Raw genomic sequence first — 15,341 nt, forward strand, 5'->3', positions numbered from 1 at the left:
GCCTACGCCGCCAGCTTGCGCATCGTGAGCGCGACGACCGCCGTGGCGACGAGCTGCATGCCGGCCACCACGTACAAGCCGGCGGCGACGCCGCCCGTCCATTCCTTCAGCCAGCCCATCATGAAGGGCGTGGCGAAGCCAGCCAGGTTGCCGACCGAATTGATGAAGGCGATGCCGCCCGCGGCCGCGGTGCCAGTCAGGAAGGCCGCCGGAATCGCCCAGAAGACCGGGAAGGCGCCCAGCACGCCGATGGCGGCAATGCTGAGGGCAGCCATCGCCAGCACGGGACTGCCGATGTAGGCGCCGGTCAAGGACAGGCCGACCGCGCCGACCAGGGTGGCGCCGGCGCAATGCAGGCGGCGTTCACGGGTGGAATCGGAATGCGCGCCGTTGATCACCATCGCGGCCGTGCCCAGGATGAACGGGATGGCCGACAGCAGGCCGATGTTCAAGGTCCCCTGCACGCCCAGTTCGCGCACGATGGAAGGCATCCAGAAAGCCAGCGTCGCGTTGCCCCCGACGATGCAGAAATAGGCCGCGGTACACAGCCACAAGGCGGGCAGGCGCAAGGCCTGGGCGAAGCTGGCGTGCTTGGCCGGGTCCAGCCGTTCGCTGTCCAGCTCAGCCGTCAGCGCGGCCTTTTCCGCCGCGCTCAGCCAGCGCGCCTGCTGGGGCCGGTCCGGCAGATACGCCAGCACCACCAGTCCGGCGATCACGGAAGGAATGCCTTCCAGCACGAACAGCCATTGCCAGTTGCGCAGCGGGGCCACGCCATCCATGCCGCTCATGATGAGGCCGGCTATCGGCCCGCCCACGATGCCGGCGATGCCGAACGACGTCATGAACCAGCCGTTGATGCGCCCTCGCCTGCTCGCGGGTATCCAGTAGGTCAGATAGAGCATGACGCCAGGGAAAAAGCCTGCTTCGAAGGCGCCGAGCAGAAAGCGCAGGACGTAGAACGAAGTCGGCGTGGTGACGAATGCCATCGCCATTGACGTCAGGCCCCACAGGATGGTGATGCGGGCCAGCGTCTTGCGCGCGCCGATGCGTTGCAGCAGCAGGTTGCTGGGCACTTCGAAGATGAAGTAGCCAATGAAGAAAATCCCCGCCCCCAGGCCGTACACGGCTTCGCTGAAACGCAGGTCCTGCAGCATCTGCAGCTTGGCGAAGCCGACGTTGACGCGGTCGATCCACGCCAGCAGGAACAGGAAAATCAGGAAAGGAATGAGGCGCCAGGCGACCTTGCGGTGCATCAGGCCTGGATCGGCCGTGGGCGCGGCGCCATGTGCCGGCGCGGAAAGGGGTTGAGGTGAAACGGCATCCATAGCGGGTTCCTCGGTGGAGCGGATCAGGGGGAGCGCCCTAGCCCGCCGATACCGGGGCAAGGTCACGCGAGCAGATGTTTTTGGCTGCTATAAATATATTTTGCCATTTTAAAAAAATACAATAATAGGGAGTTACCCGCGGTGACCACCGCGGGCAGCGCATTTTTGGCGCCTCTTCAGGCCAGCAGGTTCTTGGGCAGCGCGGCGACAAACGAAGCGAAGCTGGTGGCTCCCTGCCCGGGGCTCATGTGCTGCGTCATGACCGCGGCGGCGCGCGCCGGATCCTGCGCCTGGATGGCTTCGAGCAGCTGGCCGTGCTGTTCCCACGACGCGGCCAGGCGGCCGAAGGCCGAAAAGGCGTGCAGCCGGTAGGCACCGGTGCGCGACCGCATGCGCAGGATCTCCTGGCGCAGATAGGGATTGCGGGCGCCCTGGTACAGGGCATCGTGGAAGCGCCGGTTGTGTTCCTGCCAGGCATCGGTGTCTTCGCGCCGCACCACGGCTGCCGCGCGTTCGTGGATGGCCGCCAGCTCGTCGCGCTCGGGCGGCGTCATGCGTTCGCAGGCCAGGCGCGCGCCTATGCCCTCCAGTTCCGCCAGCAGCTCCCACATGGCCAGCAGCTGGGCCACGTCCATCTTGGCCACCACCATGCCGCCGCGCGGCAGGCTGGCCACCAAGCCCTGCGCCTGCAACTGCAGCAGCGCCTCGCGCACCGGCGTGCGCGAGACGTCGTAGGTCTGCATCAGCATCTGTTCGTCGACGGGATCTCCCGGCAACAGGCTGCCATCGCGGATGGACTCTTCGACGGACAGGCGGATGCGCTCAGCGGCTTTCATGGCGGACTCCGGTCAAGGGGTGAAGAAAATTCACGCAGGGCATAGTATTTTCTTGACTTATATAAATATATTTATGAGACTAGACTTTTATTTTACCGAGCAAAGCGCGGCAGGAGGTAGTGAGCATGGAAGACTCGCCCAAACAGGAATGGCAGGCCTGGGTCGCCCTGGTCTGCAAGACGCATGGCCTGGCCGTGCCCGCCGAGACGCAATCGGCGGTCGCGCGCACGCTGCTGCGCCTTGCCGCCGTGGAGACCGAGATCGCAGCCTGCGGGGATGCCGATGTCTGAGCCCCTGTTGCATCTGGGCGTGGCCGACATGCGCCGCAACTACGTCCGGGCCACGCCTGGCGAACGCGCCACGCTGGTCGCGGCCCAGGCCGCGGCGTTCCAGCGCCGCGCGGCCGAGCTGCACTGCGCCACGCGCACCTATCTGCCCTCTTGCGCCTTCGTGCGGCACGGCGGCCTGCTTGAAGGCGTGGCGCTGGCGCACAAGGATGCCTTCCAGACCGGCAAGCACGCACCTGGCCGCGGGCGGCCTTTGCGCGACGCTGCTCCGGGTCCGATGGCCACGGCGCTGCGCCGCTTGCAGGACCATGGAGCGCTCAACCTGGGCGCCCTGGCGATGGCCGAACACGCTTGCGGCGCGACGGCCGAGAATCCGCATGGCCCGGCGCTGGCCAATCCGCTGGATGCCGCGGCTGCGGTGGGCGGATCGTCCAGCGGCTGCGCGGTCGCGGTGGCGGCGGGCCTGGTTCCCGCAACGCTGGGCACCGATACGGCCGGCTCGGTGCGCATGCCGGCCGCGACCTGCGGCCTGGTGGGACTCAAGCCGACGCCGGGGCTGGTGCCGGCGGACGGCGTCGCAGCCCTGGCGCCGACCTTGGACACGGTGGGCGTGATAGGCCGCAGCGCGCTGGATGCCGCCTGTGTCTATGCCGCGTTGCTGCCTGCGCAGGCCGCCGCGCCCGCCCTGCCTGCGGACGCGGCGGCGATCGAACAGGAACTTTCCCGGCCGCGCCGCTGGCGGCTGGCTTCGACGCTGGCGACCGCCGGGGCGCGCGCCGACGTGGCGGCCGTGATGTCGGGATTCGAACGGGGCCTGCCCGATCCGCAGCGCATCGATTCCCGCCCCGCGCCCGACCTGGACCGCCTGAACCGCCTGGCCCAGATCGTGTTGCACGCCGAAGCCGCCGCCACGCTGGCGGGCAGCGTACGCCATGAGCTGGCGTCGCTGGCGCCGGCCACCCAGTCCATCGCGCTGCCGGGCTGGGCCATGCCGGCGATCTGGTATCGCCACGCCCTGTCGCAGATCGCGCCATTGCGCGCCGCCTTCCTCGCCACCTATCTGGCCGACGCGGACCTGCTGCTCATGCCCTGCCTGCCGCAAGGCGTGCCGGACCGCGCCGCGGTCACCACCAGCAGCCCGGCTTTCGATCCGCGCGCGCTCGCGGCGCTGCACCGGCACCACGCCTACCTGAACCATCTGGGCCTGCCGGCGCTGGTCTTGCCCATCGGCATCGATGCGCAGGGCCGTCCCGTCAGTGTGCAAGCGGTCGGCGCGCCGGGCAGCGAAGCCCTGCTGCTGGCCTTTGCGCATCAGTTCGCCCTGCCCTTTTCCGCCATTCTGCAACGCTAACCCCACGGACTCATCATGGCCAGAATCAACGCCTCCCCCACCCTCGCGCGCTTTCGCGTGCTGGACCTTTCGCGCGTGCGCGCCGGCCCGACCTGCGTACGCATCCTGGCGGACTTCGGCGCGGACGTGATCCGCATCGAACCGCCGGCCGGGATCGATCCCAACGAAGCCATGTTCGCCGCCGACCGCACTGGCGGCGATTTCCAGAACCTGAACCGCAACAAGCGGTCGATGACGCTGAACCTGAAGAAGCCCGAAGGCCTGGCCGTGTTCAAGCAACTGGTCGCCACCGCCGACGTGGTGGTGGAAAACTGGCGCCCCGACGTCAAGGCGCGGCTGGGGGTGGATTATGAAGCCCTGCGCGCCATCAATCCCCGCATCATCCTGGCCAGCATCTCCGGCTTTGGCCAGGACGGCCCCTATGCGGACCGGCCAGGCTTCGACCAGATCATCCAGGGCATGGGCGGCCTCATGTCGGTGACAGGCTTTGCCGGCGGCGGTCCGCTACGCGCGGGGCTCGCGGTCGCCGATTGCGGCACGGGCATCTACGCCGCGGTCGGCGTCCTGCTGGCCTTGCTGGAGCGCGAACGGTCCGGCGTGGGCCAATGGGTCCACAGTTCCCTGCTGCACACGCAGATCGCGCTGATGGACTTCCAGGCGGCGCGCTACCTGAACGACGGCGACACGCCGGTGCAGGCGGGCAACGATCATCCGACCAGCAGTCCGATGGGGCTGTTCGAGGCCAGCGACGGCGCCTTCAACCTGGGCGCGTCCGGCGAAGGCAATTGGCGCCGCCTGTGCGAGTGCCTGGACGCGCCGCAATGGCTGGAGGACCCGCGCTATGCCACCGAGAAGCTGCGCGTGGCGAACCGGGCCGCGCTCAATGAATCGCTGGCGCAGCGCTTCCGTCAGCAAAGCGTCGCGCATTGGGTCGGGCTGCTGAACCGCGCCGGCGTGCCGGCAGGCCCGGTCTACAGCATTCCGCAGGTGTTCGAGGATGAGCAGGTGCGTCACCTGGGCGTGGCGCAGCAGGTTGCGGACGAGACCGGACACGAATACCGCTTGATCTCACAGCCCGTGACCTTGACGCGCACGCCCGCCCATATTGCGCGGCCCGCGCCCGGCTGGGGTGAACACACCCGCGAGATGCTGGCCGAGATGGGCTATGCCGCGGGCGACGTCGAGCGCCTGTATGACGCGGGGGTGGTATGAGCGGCGGCCGGATCCAGGTGGATTTCCAGGACGGCATCGCGGCCCTGACGGTCTGCCATCCGGAAAAGCGCAATGCGATGACGCTGTCCATGTGGCAGCAACTGGCTGCGGCGCTGCTTGAACTGGCAGGCGCTGGGGTCCGGGTGCTGACGCTGGCCGGCGCCGGCGCCCGGGCCTTCGTGTCCGGGGCCGACATCAGCGAGTTCGACCAGGCCCGTGACGGCGCGGCGGCGGTCGCCCGGTACAACCAGGCGGTGGCGGATGCGCAGCGGCTGCTGGCGGAGTTCGAGGCGCCTACCATCGCGCTGATACAAGGCGCGTGCATGGGCGGCGGCATCGGCCTGGCCTTGGCCTGCGACCTGCGCTATGCCAGCGCCAGCGCCCGCTTCCGCATGCCGGCCGCAAGGCTGGGGCTGGGCTATTCCCATGCCGACATGCGCAGGCTGGCGGGCGTGGTGGGCGCGGCGTCCGCCTTCGATCTGTTCTATACCGCCCGCACCCTGGACGCCGAGCAGGCCGAGCGCCGCGGCCTGATCCATGAACGTTACGCCGACGACGACTTCGCCCGCCAGACCCAGGCGCGGGTGCGGACCATTGCCGCCAATGCCCCCCTCTCCCTGCGCGCGGCAAAGGCGGCCATACTGGCGACCATGAATCCGCCGACAGCCGCCGAACTTGACGCGATCGATGCCCAGGTGGCCCAGTGCTACGCCAGCGAGGACTACGCCGAAGGCCGGCGTGCTTTCGCCGAAAAGCGCGATCCGGTCTTTCTCGGCCGCTGAGCCGTCCTTGAACCATGAGCAAGATGCCATGAACAATCCACGCATTCCCTTCATGCTTTCCAGCCAGCGCCCGCCCCTGGCGGCGCTGGACGGCCGGCCCATCCTGGTGCACCTGGTCGTCAATGTGGAGCACTGGCCCTTCGACCAGCCCATGCCCCGCACCCTGCTGACCGCGCCGCACGGGCGCGAGACGGTGCCGGATGTTCCCAACTACAGCTGGGCCGAGTACGGCCTGCGCTGCGGGCTGCCCCGGATCATCGACGCCATCCGCGGCCGCGGCCTGCCGGCCTCGGCCAGCCTGAACGCCTCCGTCATCGATGCCTATCCCGCTGCCGCGCAGGCGCTGCTGGAGGCCGGCTGGGAATTCATCGGCCACGGCATCCACCAGCGGGCGCTTTCGCAAGAGGACGGCGACGGCCAGGCCCGCACCATCGCGGCGGCGCTGGACCGGATCGAACGCTTCAGCGGCCGCCGGCCGCGCGGCTGGCTCTCGCCGGGACTGCGCGAAACGCAGGACACGCCGGACCTTCTGGCCCTGGCCGGCATCGACTACCTGTTCGACTGGTGCCTGGACGATCTGCCCAACTGGATGCAGACCGCCGGGAAGCCCCTGCTGGCGCTGCCGTATGCGCTGGAGCTGAACGATTCGGTGATCCATGCCGTGGAAAAGCACGCCACCGGGGAGTTCAGCCGGCGCCTGGAACGGACGCTGGACCTGTATGCCGAAGAAGCCCGGACCGCCGGCCGTCCGCGCGTCCTGACGCTGGGATTGCATCCGCATCTGATGGGCGTGCCGCATCGCTACGCCGACCTGCTGGCCATGCTGGACCTGCTGCAAGGGCATCCCATGACCACCTTCGTCACCGGCGCCGCGATGCATGACTGGTACGCCGGCCAAGTGCCCGCCAAGTCCGCTGGAGCCGCCGCATGAATGCAATCGATACCCTGGTCGCGCATGTATTGCGCACCCGTTACGAGGATCTGCCGGCAGCGGCGGTCGACGCGGCCAAGACCTTCGTGCTCGATGCGGTCGGCGTCGGGCTGTCCGGTTCGCGCCATCCGCGCATGGCGCCGCTGCGCCAGGCCGCGTCGGCGCTGGGAAGCGGCGCAGAGGCCACCGTCTGGGGCAGCGGCGAACGGCTGCCGCTGGCCAGCGCCGTCATGCTCAATGCCTACCAGGTCTTCAACCAGGAGTTCGACGCCATCCACGACCGGGCCGTGGTGCATGCGTTTGCCTGCATCGTGCCGGCGGCGCTGGGCTACGCGGAGCGCGAAGGCGGCGTGGACGGCCGCCGGCTGATCACCGCGATTGCGACCGGGCTGGACTTCGCCATCTACGTTGCGCTGGCCCAGCGCGCGCCCATGCGCTTTTTCCGGCCGGCCATGTGCGGCGGCCTGGGCGCCACGGCCACGCTGTGCAAGCTCGCGGGTTTGGATGAAACCGCCACGCGCGATGCCCTGGGACTGGCGTACAGCCACCTTTCCGGCACCATGCAGGCGCATATCGAAGGCTCGCCCGCCGTCGGCCTGCAGGTCGGCCTGAACGCCAGGGCCGCCGTCACGGCTTTTGAACTGGCGCGCGCGGGCTTCCCCGGCCCGCGCGACATCCTGGAAGGCCCTTACGGCTACTTCGCGCTTTATGACGCCGGCCAGGCCGACTGGGAGGCGGTGCGCGTGGACGTGGGCCGGGTGTTCCAGATCACCCGCATGAGCCACAAGCCCTACCCGACCGGCCGCGCCACGCACAGCGGCATCGGCGCCGTGCTGGACCTGATGCGCCAGCATGCGCTGCAGCCCCAGGACGTGGACAGCATCACGGTCCGGGCGTCCTCGTTGATCGTGCGCCTGGTTGGGCGGCGGGCCCATCCGGGCATGGATTCCGCGACCGCCAGGCTCTGCATGGGCTACGCCATGGCCACGGCCATGCTGCGCGGCCGGGTCGGCATACCCGATTTCGACCCGGACGCGCTGGCGCAGGCAAGCACCTTTGAACTGGCCGCCCGCATCCAGGTGATGGATGACGGCAATCCAGATCCCAACGCCATGAGCCCTCAGCGCGTCGAATTGCGGTTGAAGGACGGCCGGGAGTTCGCGGTCGATATGCCGGCCTTTCCCGGCAGCCCCGAACGCCCCCTGGGCGTGGCGGAACAGGACGCCAAGTTCGACGCCTGCTGCGCGTCCGCGCAGCCGCCCCTGTCTGCGAACCAGACAAGGGAGCTGGCGTGCAGGCTGCGCGGGCTGGAGGCCGAACAGGACGTGCGCGGAATCGTCCGCCTGCTGGCGGCCGCGCGCGGCGCCTGACCGCGTACCCCCGGACTGGGCGCGTCAGTACTTGAAGCTCAAGCGCGCCCAGACCGTGCGGCCCGGCTCGTTGACCGCGGTGTTGGCGGCATAGCCGAAGCCGGCGTTGCCCGCCAGGTTCAGATGCTCGCTGTAGGTCTTGTTGAACAGATTGTCCACGCCCAGCGACAGGCGGACCTGCTTGTTGAGCGCATAGCCGCCATTGACGGAGAACACCCCGAAGCCCGCGCTTGGGCCGAAGTCCTTGCCCACGACATTGCCTTCGTTCAGGGCATAGCGTTTCTGCGCGGCCACGATGCGCCACAGGGCTCCGGCCGACCAGGTGCCGTCGTCGTAGGCAGCGCTGAGCTTGGCCTCCAACGGCGGCATCTGCGGCAGCGCCTTGCCATCGCTGCGGTTCTCGCCCCAGGCATATGCGAGCGTGGCGCCCAGCTTCCATGAGGGCGCGGGCTTGTATGAGAGGCCGAGTTCGCCGCCCGCGATGTGCGCGTTGACATTGGTGGCCTGCGACGTCGGACCCATCATGCCGCCCGAGGCGTAGCTGAACAGGATGAAGTCGTCGACGTACCCCGCGTAGCCCGAGAACCAGGCGTCTAGCGCTTCCGTCTTGTACTGCGCGCCGAAGTCCAGCTGGGTGGTCTTTTCGGGCTTCACGCCCTGGAAGGCGTTGACGGAGCCGGCAGGCCCCCGGTCCGGAGAGAACAGCTCCCAGTAGTCCGGGAAGCGCTCGACGTGGCCCAGCCCCACATAGACCGTGGCCGGCAGCGAGGCCAGATCCTGCTCGTAGCGCAGGAAGCCGCTGGGCAGCGTGTCCTTGCGGCGCTCATCCGCGGTGGGATTGGGCATGGGCATCATCATCGAGCCCGTGTCCTGGCGGAAATCCTTGGCCGCAGCCCAGTCGATCCGCGCGCCGCCGATGACGCGGCTGTCCTGCGCGGCGCGCCAGGTCAGCTCGCCGAACAGGCCGGTGTTGGAAAAGTCCGCGTCCTTGACCCAGCTCTGGTTGCTGTAGGGCACCGTGTCGGTACCGTTGCGGGAACGATGGCGGCTCTGCTGGAAATCCAGTCCGGTGACCAGGCTGACATCCGGCGACAGTTCCCAGGTGCCGGCGTAACGGCCGCCCCAGGTCGCGCGGTCCACGTCGGCCGCCATGGCCATGGGCATGGCGCTCATGGGGTCCGGCGCGCGCAGCGTGTAGTTGTCCATCACATGGTCGGCATAGTTGTAGTACAGCTGCGCTTCGACCTTGCTCAGCACGGGACCCAGGTTGCGCTTCTCGAAACGCAGGCCGAAGCTCTCGCGCTTGAACTGGGAGCCGTCCATGCCGCGGCCGGCGTAGCGCGCTTCGCCATCGCCGGTGCCCGCCGTCAGTTCGTAGAGCGTGTCGGCGTCGGGCGTGAAGCCCAGGGTCAGGTCGGCGTTCCACTTGTCCCAGCGCGAAGGCACGGTGTTGCCGTCGCCGTCCTTGTAGTCCTGGGAGTGGGAATGGTTGGCGGTGATGCGCGTGTAGACGCGGTCGTTGCCCACGGCCAGATCGGCGGCCTGATCGTTGCGGCCGAACGAGCCGCCCGTCAGGCTGCCGTCGAATCGCACGCCGGCTGCCTCGAAACGGGGCGTGTCGCGGTCGAACTTGACCGTGCCGGCGGACGCGCCGGGTCCCCACAGCACGGTCTGCGGGCCCTTGATGACCGTGAGCTGGTCGAAGTTCTCGGGCGAAATATAGGAGCTGGGCGCGTCCATGCGCGCCGGGCACGCGCCGGGCATGGAGGTGCCGTTGGTCAGCAGATTCAGGCGCGAACCGAACATGCCCCGCAGCACGGGATCGCCGTTGGTGCCGCCGTTGCGGATGGCCGAGAAGCCGGGAATCGTCTTCAGATAGTCGGTCCCGTCGCTGGCCGGCAGCGGCTGGCGCGGGATCTTGGGGTCCGTGGTGAAGGTCAACGGCGCGCTGGGTTCCACGCCCGTGATGATCACGGGTTCGGTGGTGTAGACGGTGTTCGTCTCGGCGGCGTGGGCCCAGGCGGGGAACGAGGCGGCCAGGGCGGCGGCCAGGCAACTCATCCGCAGCAGTTCTTGTCTAGTGGTCATATCTGGTGTCTGTCGATCGGGAACGTGCGATGGCAGGCGCCGACAGGCAGTGATCCTGCCTCCCCCTGATGGGAGGCACGGCAGGACCGCGCTGTCCGCGCGCATGGACGGGACGTGGACGCGCCCTCCCCGCGGCGCGCAAGGCCCATGGCCCGCTGCGCGCCGATGACGCTGGCGCAGCCGCTCAGGTCCGCGGATTGGCGGGCTGCGCGGATGGCATGTCGATGAAGTCTGGAGAGGGGGTCAGGCCGACAGGGGCGGCGCGCGCGACCGCTGCGGCAGCCGGGCCAAGGCGCTCGCGAATTGCGGTACGGCGGCCGGGGGATGGACGGCGGGCGCAGCCGCCGGCAGGAACCAGGCAAGCAGGACGATTTCGGGCGGCAGCGTGTCGCTCAGCATGGCGCAGCCCGCGCTGCAGCAGTGCGGCAAGGCGCCGCTGTGCTGCTGCGCGCCCTGCTCTTGCCCATCGGCATCCAGCGTGACCACGCGCGGGCCGCTGGCCGTGCAGATGATGGTGGTGACGCCGGCCTTGCCCGCTCCCATGCCCGGGCCCGCCAGCGCGGAGGATGCGATCAGCGCCTGAAAGACGAACAGGGCCATCGCGACCAGCGCGACCCAACGTCCACGAGCATGGGCAGATGCGTGCATTCAGGGGTTCCTTATCGGCGCAGATGCTATCACGCGATGCGCAGCAGATGCCGTGGATGCAGGGTGCAGCGCAGGCAATTCGGGTTGCCGTCTGATGTAGATCAGATATTGCCGCGGCTTCGCGCGCGTCGCGGCCAAGCTTGGCTGCGGCAGGTGATCGGGCTACCCTGTAGCGCAGCCCGTTGCGGCGACTTGGCTTTTCAACCATTGAATGAAGAGGATGCAGATGTCCCGTTGGACTTTTTATTCCGCCCCCGGCACTTGTGCGCTGGCGACGCATATCGCGTTGCGCGAAGCGGGCGCCGATTTCGATCTGGTCAAACTCGACATGGGCGCCGCGCAGCAGCAGAGCCCCGAATACCTGCGCGTCAATCCCAAGGGGCGCGTGCCGGCGCTGGCGACCGAACACGGCGTGCTGACCGAGACGCCCGCCCTGCTCGCCTTCGTGGCGCAGAGTTTTCCTGCCGCGCAACTGGCGCCGCTGGACGATCCGTTTGCGTTCGCGCGCATGCAGGAATTGGCGAGCTATCTGGCTTCCACCGCCCACGTGGCGCACGCGCACAAGCGCCGCGGCGCGCGCTGGGCGGACGACCCCGCCGCGCATGCCGCCATGCAGGCCAAGGTGCCGCAGACCATGACGGCCTGCGCCGCGTATCTGGACTCGCAGATCGCCGGCCCCTGGGCGGCGGGCGAACGCTATAGCGTGGTCGACGGCTACCTCTACACCATCGGCAGCTGGCTGGAGGGCGACGGCGTCGACCTGACGCAGTTTCCCAAGCTGGCAGCCTACCTGGCCCGGGTGGCTGCCCGGCCGGCCGTGCAGCGCGCGCTGGCCGAAGCGCAGCCGGCTTGACGTATTGCTGCCCCAGCGCATGAAGGGTTGGCCGACGCGCGAGCGTGCTTGAGCGCCGGCCTGATGCGCCAAAGCCTGGGCGCCGGCCCCTAAAGAAACCCGATCCAGCGCCCTGCCACCAGCACGCCCAGCCATAGAAAGAGCGACGCGCCCGCCCGCAAGCGCATGGAGCCCGAAGCCCTGCCCTGATCCAGCACCGTGGCCCAGGCCTTGCTGTACCGCGCGAGCACCGCGTTGAGTGCGCCCGCGGCCAAGAGGCCCATCTTGATCCCGAAGGCGGGATTGGCCAGATACTCCAGCGGCTTGACGCTGAACAGCAGGGCTCCGGTCAGGACCGCCAGCGCCAGGCCCGCGGCCGCGGTGCGCGCCAGTACCGGCGCCAGCAGGGCCAGCGGCCCCGGTTTCAGGAGCCCCAGCAGGCGCAGGTCGAGCGGGACGATGGAGCCGATCAGCAGGCCGATCGCGCCGATATGGGCGGCGTTCACCAACAGATATAGCGTGTCCGACCGCCGCAGCCAGATCGACGGCGGCAGGGATTCAAGCTGTTCCAGCGCGACGCGCAGCAACTCAGGCATGGGCCAGGCCCCGGTTCAAGGTTGCTTGATGCGGCTGGGATAAATGTCGTAGGTTTTGCCGCCGACCTTGATCTGGACGGCCTTCATGCGTTTGGCGCTGGCGTCGCGGTCGCGGTTGCCGATGGCCACGATAGCGTCGCCGGGCTTGGCCGAGCCTTCGATGAATCCCGCATCCTTGGTCTGGCTGGGATTGCCCAGTTCCACGCGCCACAGGCCATCTTCGGCGCGTACATCCAGCCAGGGATGCGGGGGCGCGATCTGCACCTGTTGGACCGTGCCTTGCAGCGTCATCTGTTCGGATTCGGCCCACGACCAGCCGTGATGCGCCATCGCGGTGGGCGCCAAGCCCATCGATCCGGAAAGCGCCAGCGCTGCCGTGGCCACGCGTATGGATAGCTTCATGTCGCTGCTCCTGAATAGCGGTTGGCTCCCTGCCCCTCGCGGCGGCGGCTCGTGCGGCGCGCGTCCTGCGCAATCAGCATAGCGCGGGATCCTGGCCATATCGAGCGCGTCTTCACCTTAAGAAATTACTTTAACTAAAGTACTTTAATTGAACTGGTAAATCTTTAAAAATCAATGTCTTAAAGAAAAAATGAAAGAACTCACATGATGCTGAATTCCCGCTGAATTCAATAAATTGACGTTTTTCTCGGGAAAACCCGGAGAAACTTTCGGGTCCAAAAACGGGTCGCAAATTGTTCAGGTAATTGTCAGGCACCGTCCCCCAATGGCGCCCCTTCCCGCGCCCAACCGAGAGCCTCCGATGACACAGCCCACCCTGCGTTCGTCCGCGAATCCGGCCCTGCTGCTCCAGCCGCGCGCGCCGGCCGGTTTATCGGTGATGGACGCCACCATGGTGCTGGTCGGCGTGGTGATCGGGATCGGCATATTCGGCTTCCCGCCGCTGGTCGCGCAGCACGCGGGTTCCGAGGCGGCCTATATCGGGCTCTGGTGCGCCGGCGGCCTGGTGATGCTGGTCGGCGCGCTTTGCTATGCCGAACTGGGTTCGGCCTATCCCGGCGCCGGCGGCGAATATCTTTACCTGACGCGCGCCTGGGGGCGGCAGGTGGGACTGATGTTCGCCTGGGCGCGCTGCTCCGTCATCCAGACCGGCGCCATCGCGGTCGTGGCCTACATCTATGGCGACTACGCGCAACGTCTCGCGCCGCTGGGCACGTATGGCCCCGCCCTGCATGCAGCGATAGCGGTGGCGGCGCTGACGGCCTTGAACGTGGCGGGCACGCGCTATTCGAAACGCCTGCAATGGCTGTTCACCGCGCTGACAGTGGCGGCCCTGGCGGCGGTGCTGATCGCCAGCCTGGCCGCTGCGGAAGACAGCCCGCTGCGCTCGGCCGCCGAGCCGGCGCCGCTGACGGGCAACGCCGCGGGCCTGCTGGGCATGGGCATGGTGTTCGTGCTGCTGACCTATGGCGGCTGGAACGAGGCCGCCTACCTCAGCGGCGAATTGCGCAACCCGGGGCGCAACATGAGCCGGGTGCTGCTGATCGGCACGCTGCTGGTGACCGGCGCCTACGTGCTGACCAATCTGGCGCTGCTGGAGATCTTCGGCCTGCAGGGGCTGCGCGACACGCCGGCGCTGGGCGCGGACGTGATGCAGCTGGCGGCCGGGCCCTATGCCGCGGCCCTGCTCAGCTTGACCATCTGCGCCACGGCGCTCAGCACCATCAACGGCACCATCATCACCGGCGCGCGGGTGTATTGCGCGTTGGGCCGCGACGTGCCGCGCCTGCGCGCGCTGGCGGCCTGGAACGCGCAGGGCGAGACGCCCGCGCCTGCCTTGCTGGCGCAGGGCGCGATCACGCTGGCGCTGATTGCGCTGGGCGCGTTCAGCCAAAACAGCGTGCAGACGCTGGTCGCCTATACCGCGCCGGTGTTCTGGATCTTCATGCTGCTGGTCGCGGCCTCGGTGTGGCGCCTGCGGCGCATCGATCCCGATCGTCCGCGCCCGTTCCGCGTGCCGCTCTATCCCCTGCCCCCGCTGCTGCTGGCGCTGACCTGCGCCGGGCTGGTGTATTCCAGCGCCATGTATGCCGGCGCCGGCGCGCTGATCGGCCTGGCGGTGCTGGCCGCGGGCCTGCCGCTGCTGCGCCTGCTGGGTCCACAGCCGCCGCAGGCCTAGCCTGCTTTCCCGGGGCGGCGGCCAAGCCAGGCCAGCCCGTCCGCATGCCTTACCTGCAAGGAGTCCCCATCATGCCTATCGCGATTCCGTCCTTCAGGCCCGCCCGGGCAAACCCGCCGCGGCTGCGCGGCGCCCTGCTCGCCTCGGCGGCGGCGGCGCTGGCCCTGGCCTGCACCCCGCTGCCGGTGTTGAGCGCTACCGCGGCGCAGCCCTCGGAACAGAAGGAATACGTCCCAGACGTCGGCCAGGAAGGCAAGGACGTCATCTGGGTGCCCACGCCGCAGACCCTGGTCGACACCATGCTGGACATGGCCAAGGTCACGCCCAAGGACCGGCTGATGGACCTGGGTTCGGGCGACGGCCGCACCGTGATCACGGCGGCGCAGCGCGGCCTCACGGCCCAGGGCATCGAATACAACCCGGACCTGGTCGAACTGTCGCGCCGCAACGCGGAGCGCGCCGGCGTGGCCGACCGCGCCACCTTCGTGACGGCCGATCTGTTCGCCACCGATCTGTCGCAGGCGGACGTCATCACCATGTTCCTGCTGTCGACCATCAACGAAAAGCTGCGGCCCAAGCTCCTGGAACTGGCGCCCGGCACCCGCATCGTGTCGAACTCCTTCCGCATGGGCGATTGGGAGCCGGACGCGGAAGAGACGATCAAGCAGGACTGCAGCACCTACTGCACGGCGCTCCTGTGGATCGTGCCCGCCAAGGTGGCGGGCAACTGGGAGGTGGACGGCCAGCCCCTGCAGCTGGAGCAGCGCTACCAGCGGCTGTCCGGCAAGCTGGGCGGCGCGCCGATCTCTGAAGCCCGCCTGAACGGCAGCGAGATCTCCTTTGTGGCCAACGGCGTGCGCTATACCGGAACGGTCAATGGCAAGCAGATGAGCGGCAGCGCCGCGGGCCGCGGGAACTGGTCGGCCAAGCGGGTGTAGCGGCC

Annotated in this window: 15 protein-coding genes; 9 read left to right on the plus strand and 6 right to left on the minus strand. The window is 68.5% G+C overall.

Annotated elements, in window-relative coordinates:
• Positions 1-2: 2 nt before the first annotated feature.
• Together BRO63_RS15085 and BRO63_RS15090 are read right to left on the minus strand one after the other, a co-directional pair.
• The gene (locus BRO63_RS15085; RefSeq protein WP_088140542.1) at positions 3-1,325 is read right to left on the minus strand and encodes an MFS transporter; all 1,323 of its coding nucleotides are present in this window, start codon (positions 1,323-1,325) and stop codon (positions 3-5) included.
• Positions 1,326-1,501: 176 nt separating this feature from the next.
• A complete protein-coding gene (locus BRO63_RS15090) occupies positions 1,502-2,161 on the minus strand; it encodes a GntR family transcriptional regulator (protein ID WP_088140543.1) in 660 nt (219 codons plus the stop codon).
• Positions 2,162-2,286: 125 nt separating this feature from the next.
• Here BRO63_RS15090 and BRO63_RS34200 point away from each other — a divergent pair, with 125 nt between their 5' ends.
• From BRO63_RS34200 to BRO63_RS15115, 6 genes are read left to right on the plus strand one after another with little or no spacing between them, the layout of a single operon-like run.
• A complete protein-coding gene (locus BRO63_RS34200) occupies positions 2,287-2,451 on the plus strand; it encodes a hypothetical protein (protein WP_179215105.1) in 165 nt (54 codons plus the stop codon).
• Positions 2,444-3,799, plus strand: a complete 1,356-nt coding sequence (locus tag BRO63_RS15095) for an amidase (RefSeq protein WP_088140544.1) — start codon at positions 2,444-2,446, stop codon at positions 3,797-3,799. The genes BRO63_RS34200 and BRO63_RS15095 overlap by 8 nt, the downstream gene beginning before the upstream one ends.
• Positions 3,800-3,814: 15 nt before the next feature.
• Positions 3,815-5,011, plus strand: coding sequence for a CaiB/BaiF CoA transferase family protein (locus BRO63_RS15100; protein WP_088140545.1), 1,197 nt, complete (start codon positions 3,815-3,817; stop codon positions 5,009-5,011).
• Positions 5,008-5,793 carry an enoyl-CoA hydratase gene (locus BRO63_RS15105; RefSeq protein ID WP_088140546.1) on the plus strand — a complete coding sequence of 262 codons (786 nt, stop codon included), beginning with the start codon at positions 5,008-5,010 and terminating at the stop codon, positions 5,791-5,793. Before BRO63_RS15100 ends, BRO63_RS15105 begins: the two co-directional genes overlap by 4 nt.
• Before the next feature lie 28 nt (positions 5,794-5,821).
• A complete protein-coding gene (locus BRO63_RS15110) occupies positions 5,822-6,724 on the plus strand; it encodes a polysaccharide deacetylase family protein (protein WP_088140547.1) in 903 nt (300 codons plus the stop codon).
• A complete protein-coding gene (locus BRO63_RS15115; protein ID WP_088140548.1) occupies positions 6,721-8,094 on the plus strand; it encodes an MmgE/PrpD family protein in 1,374 nt (457 codons plus the stop codon). The genes BRO63_RS15110 and BRO63_RS15115 overlap by 4 nt, the downstream gene beginning before the upstream one ends.
• A gap of 24 nt (positions 8,095-8,118) precedes the next feature.
• Here the strand turns inward: BRO63_RS15115 and BRO63_RS15120 are convergent, their stop codons facing one another.
• The gene (locus tag BRO63_RS15120; protein ID WP_088140549.1) at positions 8,119-10,182 is read right to left on the minus strand and encodes a TonB-dependent copper receptor; all 2,064 of its coding nucleotides are present in this window, start codon (positions 10,180-10,182) and stop codon (positions 8,119-8,121) included.
• A 243-nt stretch (positions 10,183-10,425) separates the two neighbouring features.
• Positions 10,426-10,830 carry a DUF2946 family protein gene (locus BRO63_RS15125; protein ID WP_088140550.1) on the minus strand — a complete coding sequence of 135 codons (405 nt, stop codon included), beginning with the start codon at positions 10,828-10,830 and terminating at the stop codon, positions 10,426-10,428.
• 226 nt (positions 10,831-11,056) lie between these two features.
• Here BRO63_RS15125 and BRO63_RS15130 point away from each other — a divergent pair, with 226 nt between their 5' ends.
• On the plus strand, positions 11,057-11,683 hold the full coding sequence (locus BRO63_RS15130) for a glutathione S-transferase family protein (protein ID WP_088140765.1): 627 nt from the start codon (positions 11,057-11,059) through the stop codon (positions 11,681-11,683).
• 89 nt (positions 11,684-11,772) lie between these two features.
• Here BRO63_RS15130 and BRO63_RS15135 read toward each other — a convergent pair whose 3' ends face one another.
• The gene (locus BRO63_RS15135; protein WP_088140551.1) at positions 11,773-12,258 is read right to left on the minus strand and encodes a DUF6644 family protein; all 486 of its coding nucleotides are present in this window, start codon (positions 12,256-12,258) and stop codon (positions 11,773-11,775) included.
• Between the two features lie 15 nt (positions 12,259-12,273).
• The gene (locus BRO63_RS15140; protein WP_088140552.1) at positions 12,274-12,660 is read right to left on the minus strand and encodes a DUF6152 family protein; all 387 of its coding nucleotides are present in this window, start codon (positions 12,658-12,660) and stop codon (positions 12,274-12,276) included.
• A 439-nt stretch (positions 12,661-13,099) separates the two neighbouring features.
• Between BRO63_RS15140 and BRO63_RS15145 the strand changes: the two genes are divergently transcribed.
• Both BRO63_RS15145 and BRO63_RS15150 read left to right on the plus strand, forming a co-directional pair.
• The gene (locus tag BRO63_RS15145; protein WP_088140766.1) at positions 13,100-14,398 is read left to right on the plus strand and encodes an APC family permease; all 1,299 of its coding nucleotides are present in this window, start codon (positions 13,100-13,102) and stop codon (positions 14,396-14,398) included.
• A 71-nt stretch (positions 14,399-14,469) separates the two neighbouring features.
• Positions 14,470-15,336 carry an SAM-dependent methyltransferase gene (locus BRO63_RS15150; protein ID WP_256943315.1) on the plus strand — a complete coding sequence of 289 codons (867 nt, stop codon included), beginning with the start codon at positions 14,470-14,472 and terminating at the stop codon, positions 15,334-15,336.
• Positions 15,337-15,341 lie beyond the last annotated feature (5 nt).

Origin of the sequence: Achromobacter xylosoxidans (assembly GCF_002192695.1) — a bacterium.
Taxonomy (GTDB): domain Bacteria; phylum Pseudomonadota; class Gammaproteobacteria; order Burkholderiales; family Burkholderiaceae_B; genus Achromobacter; species Achromobacter xylosoxidans_C.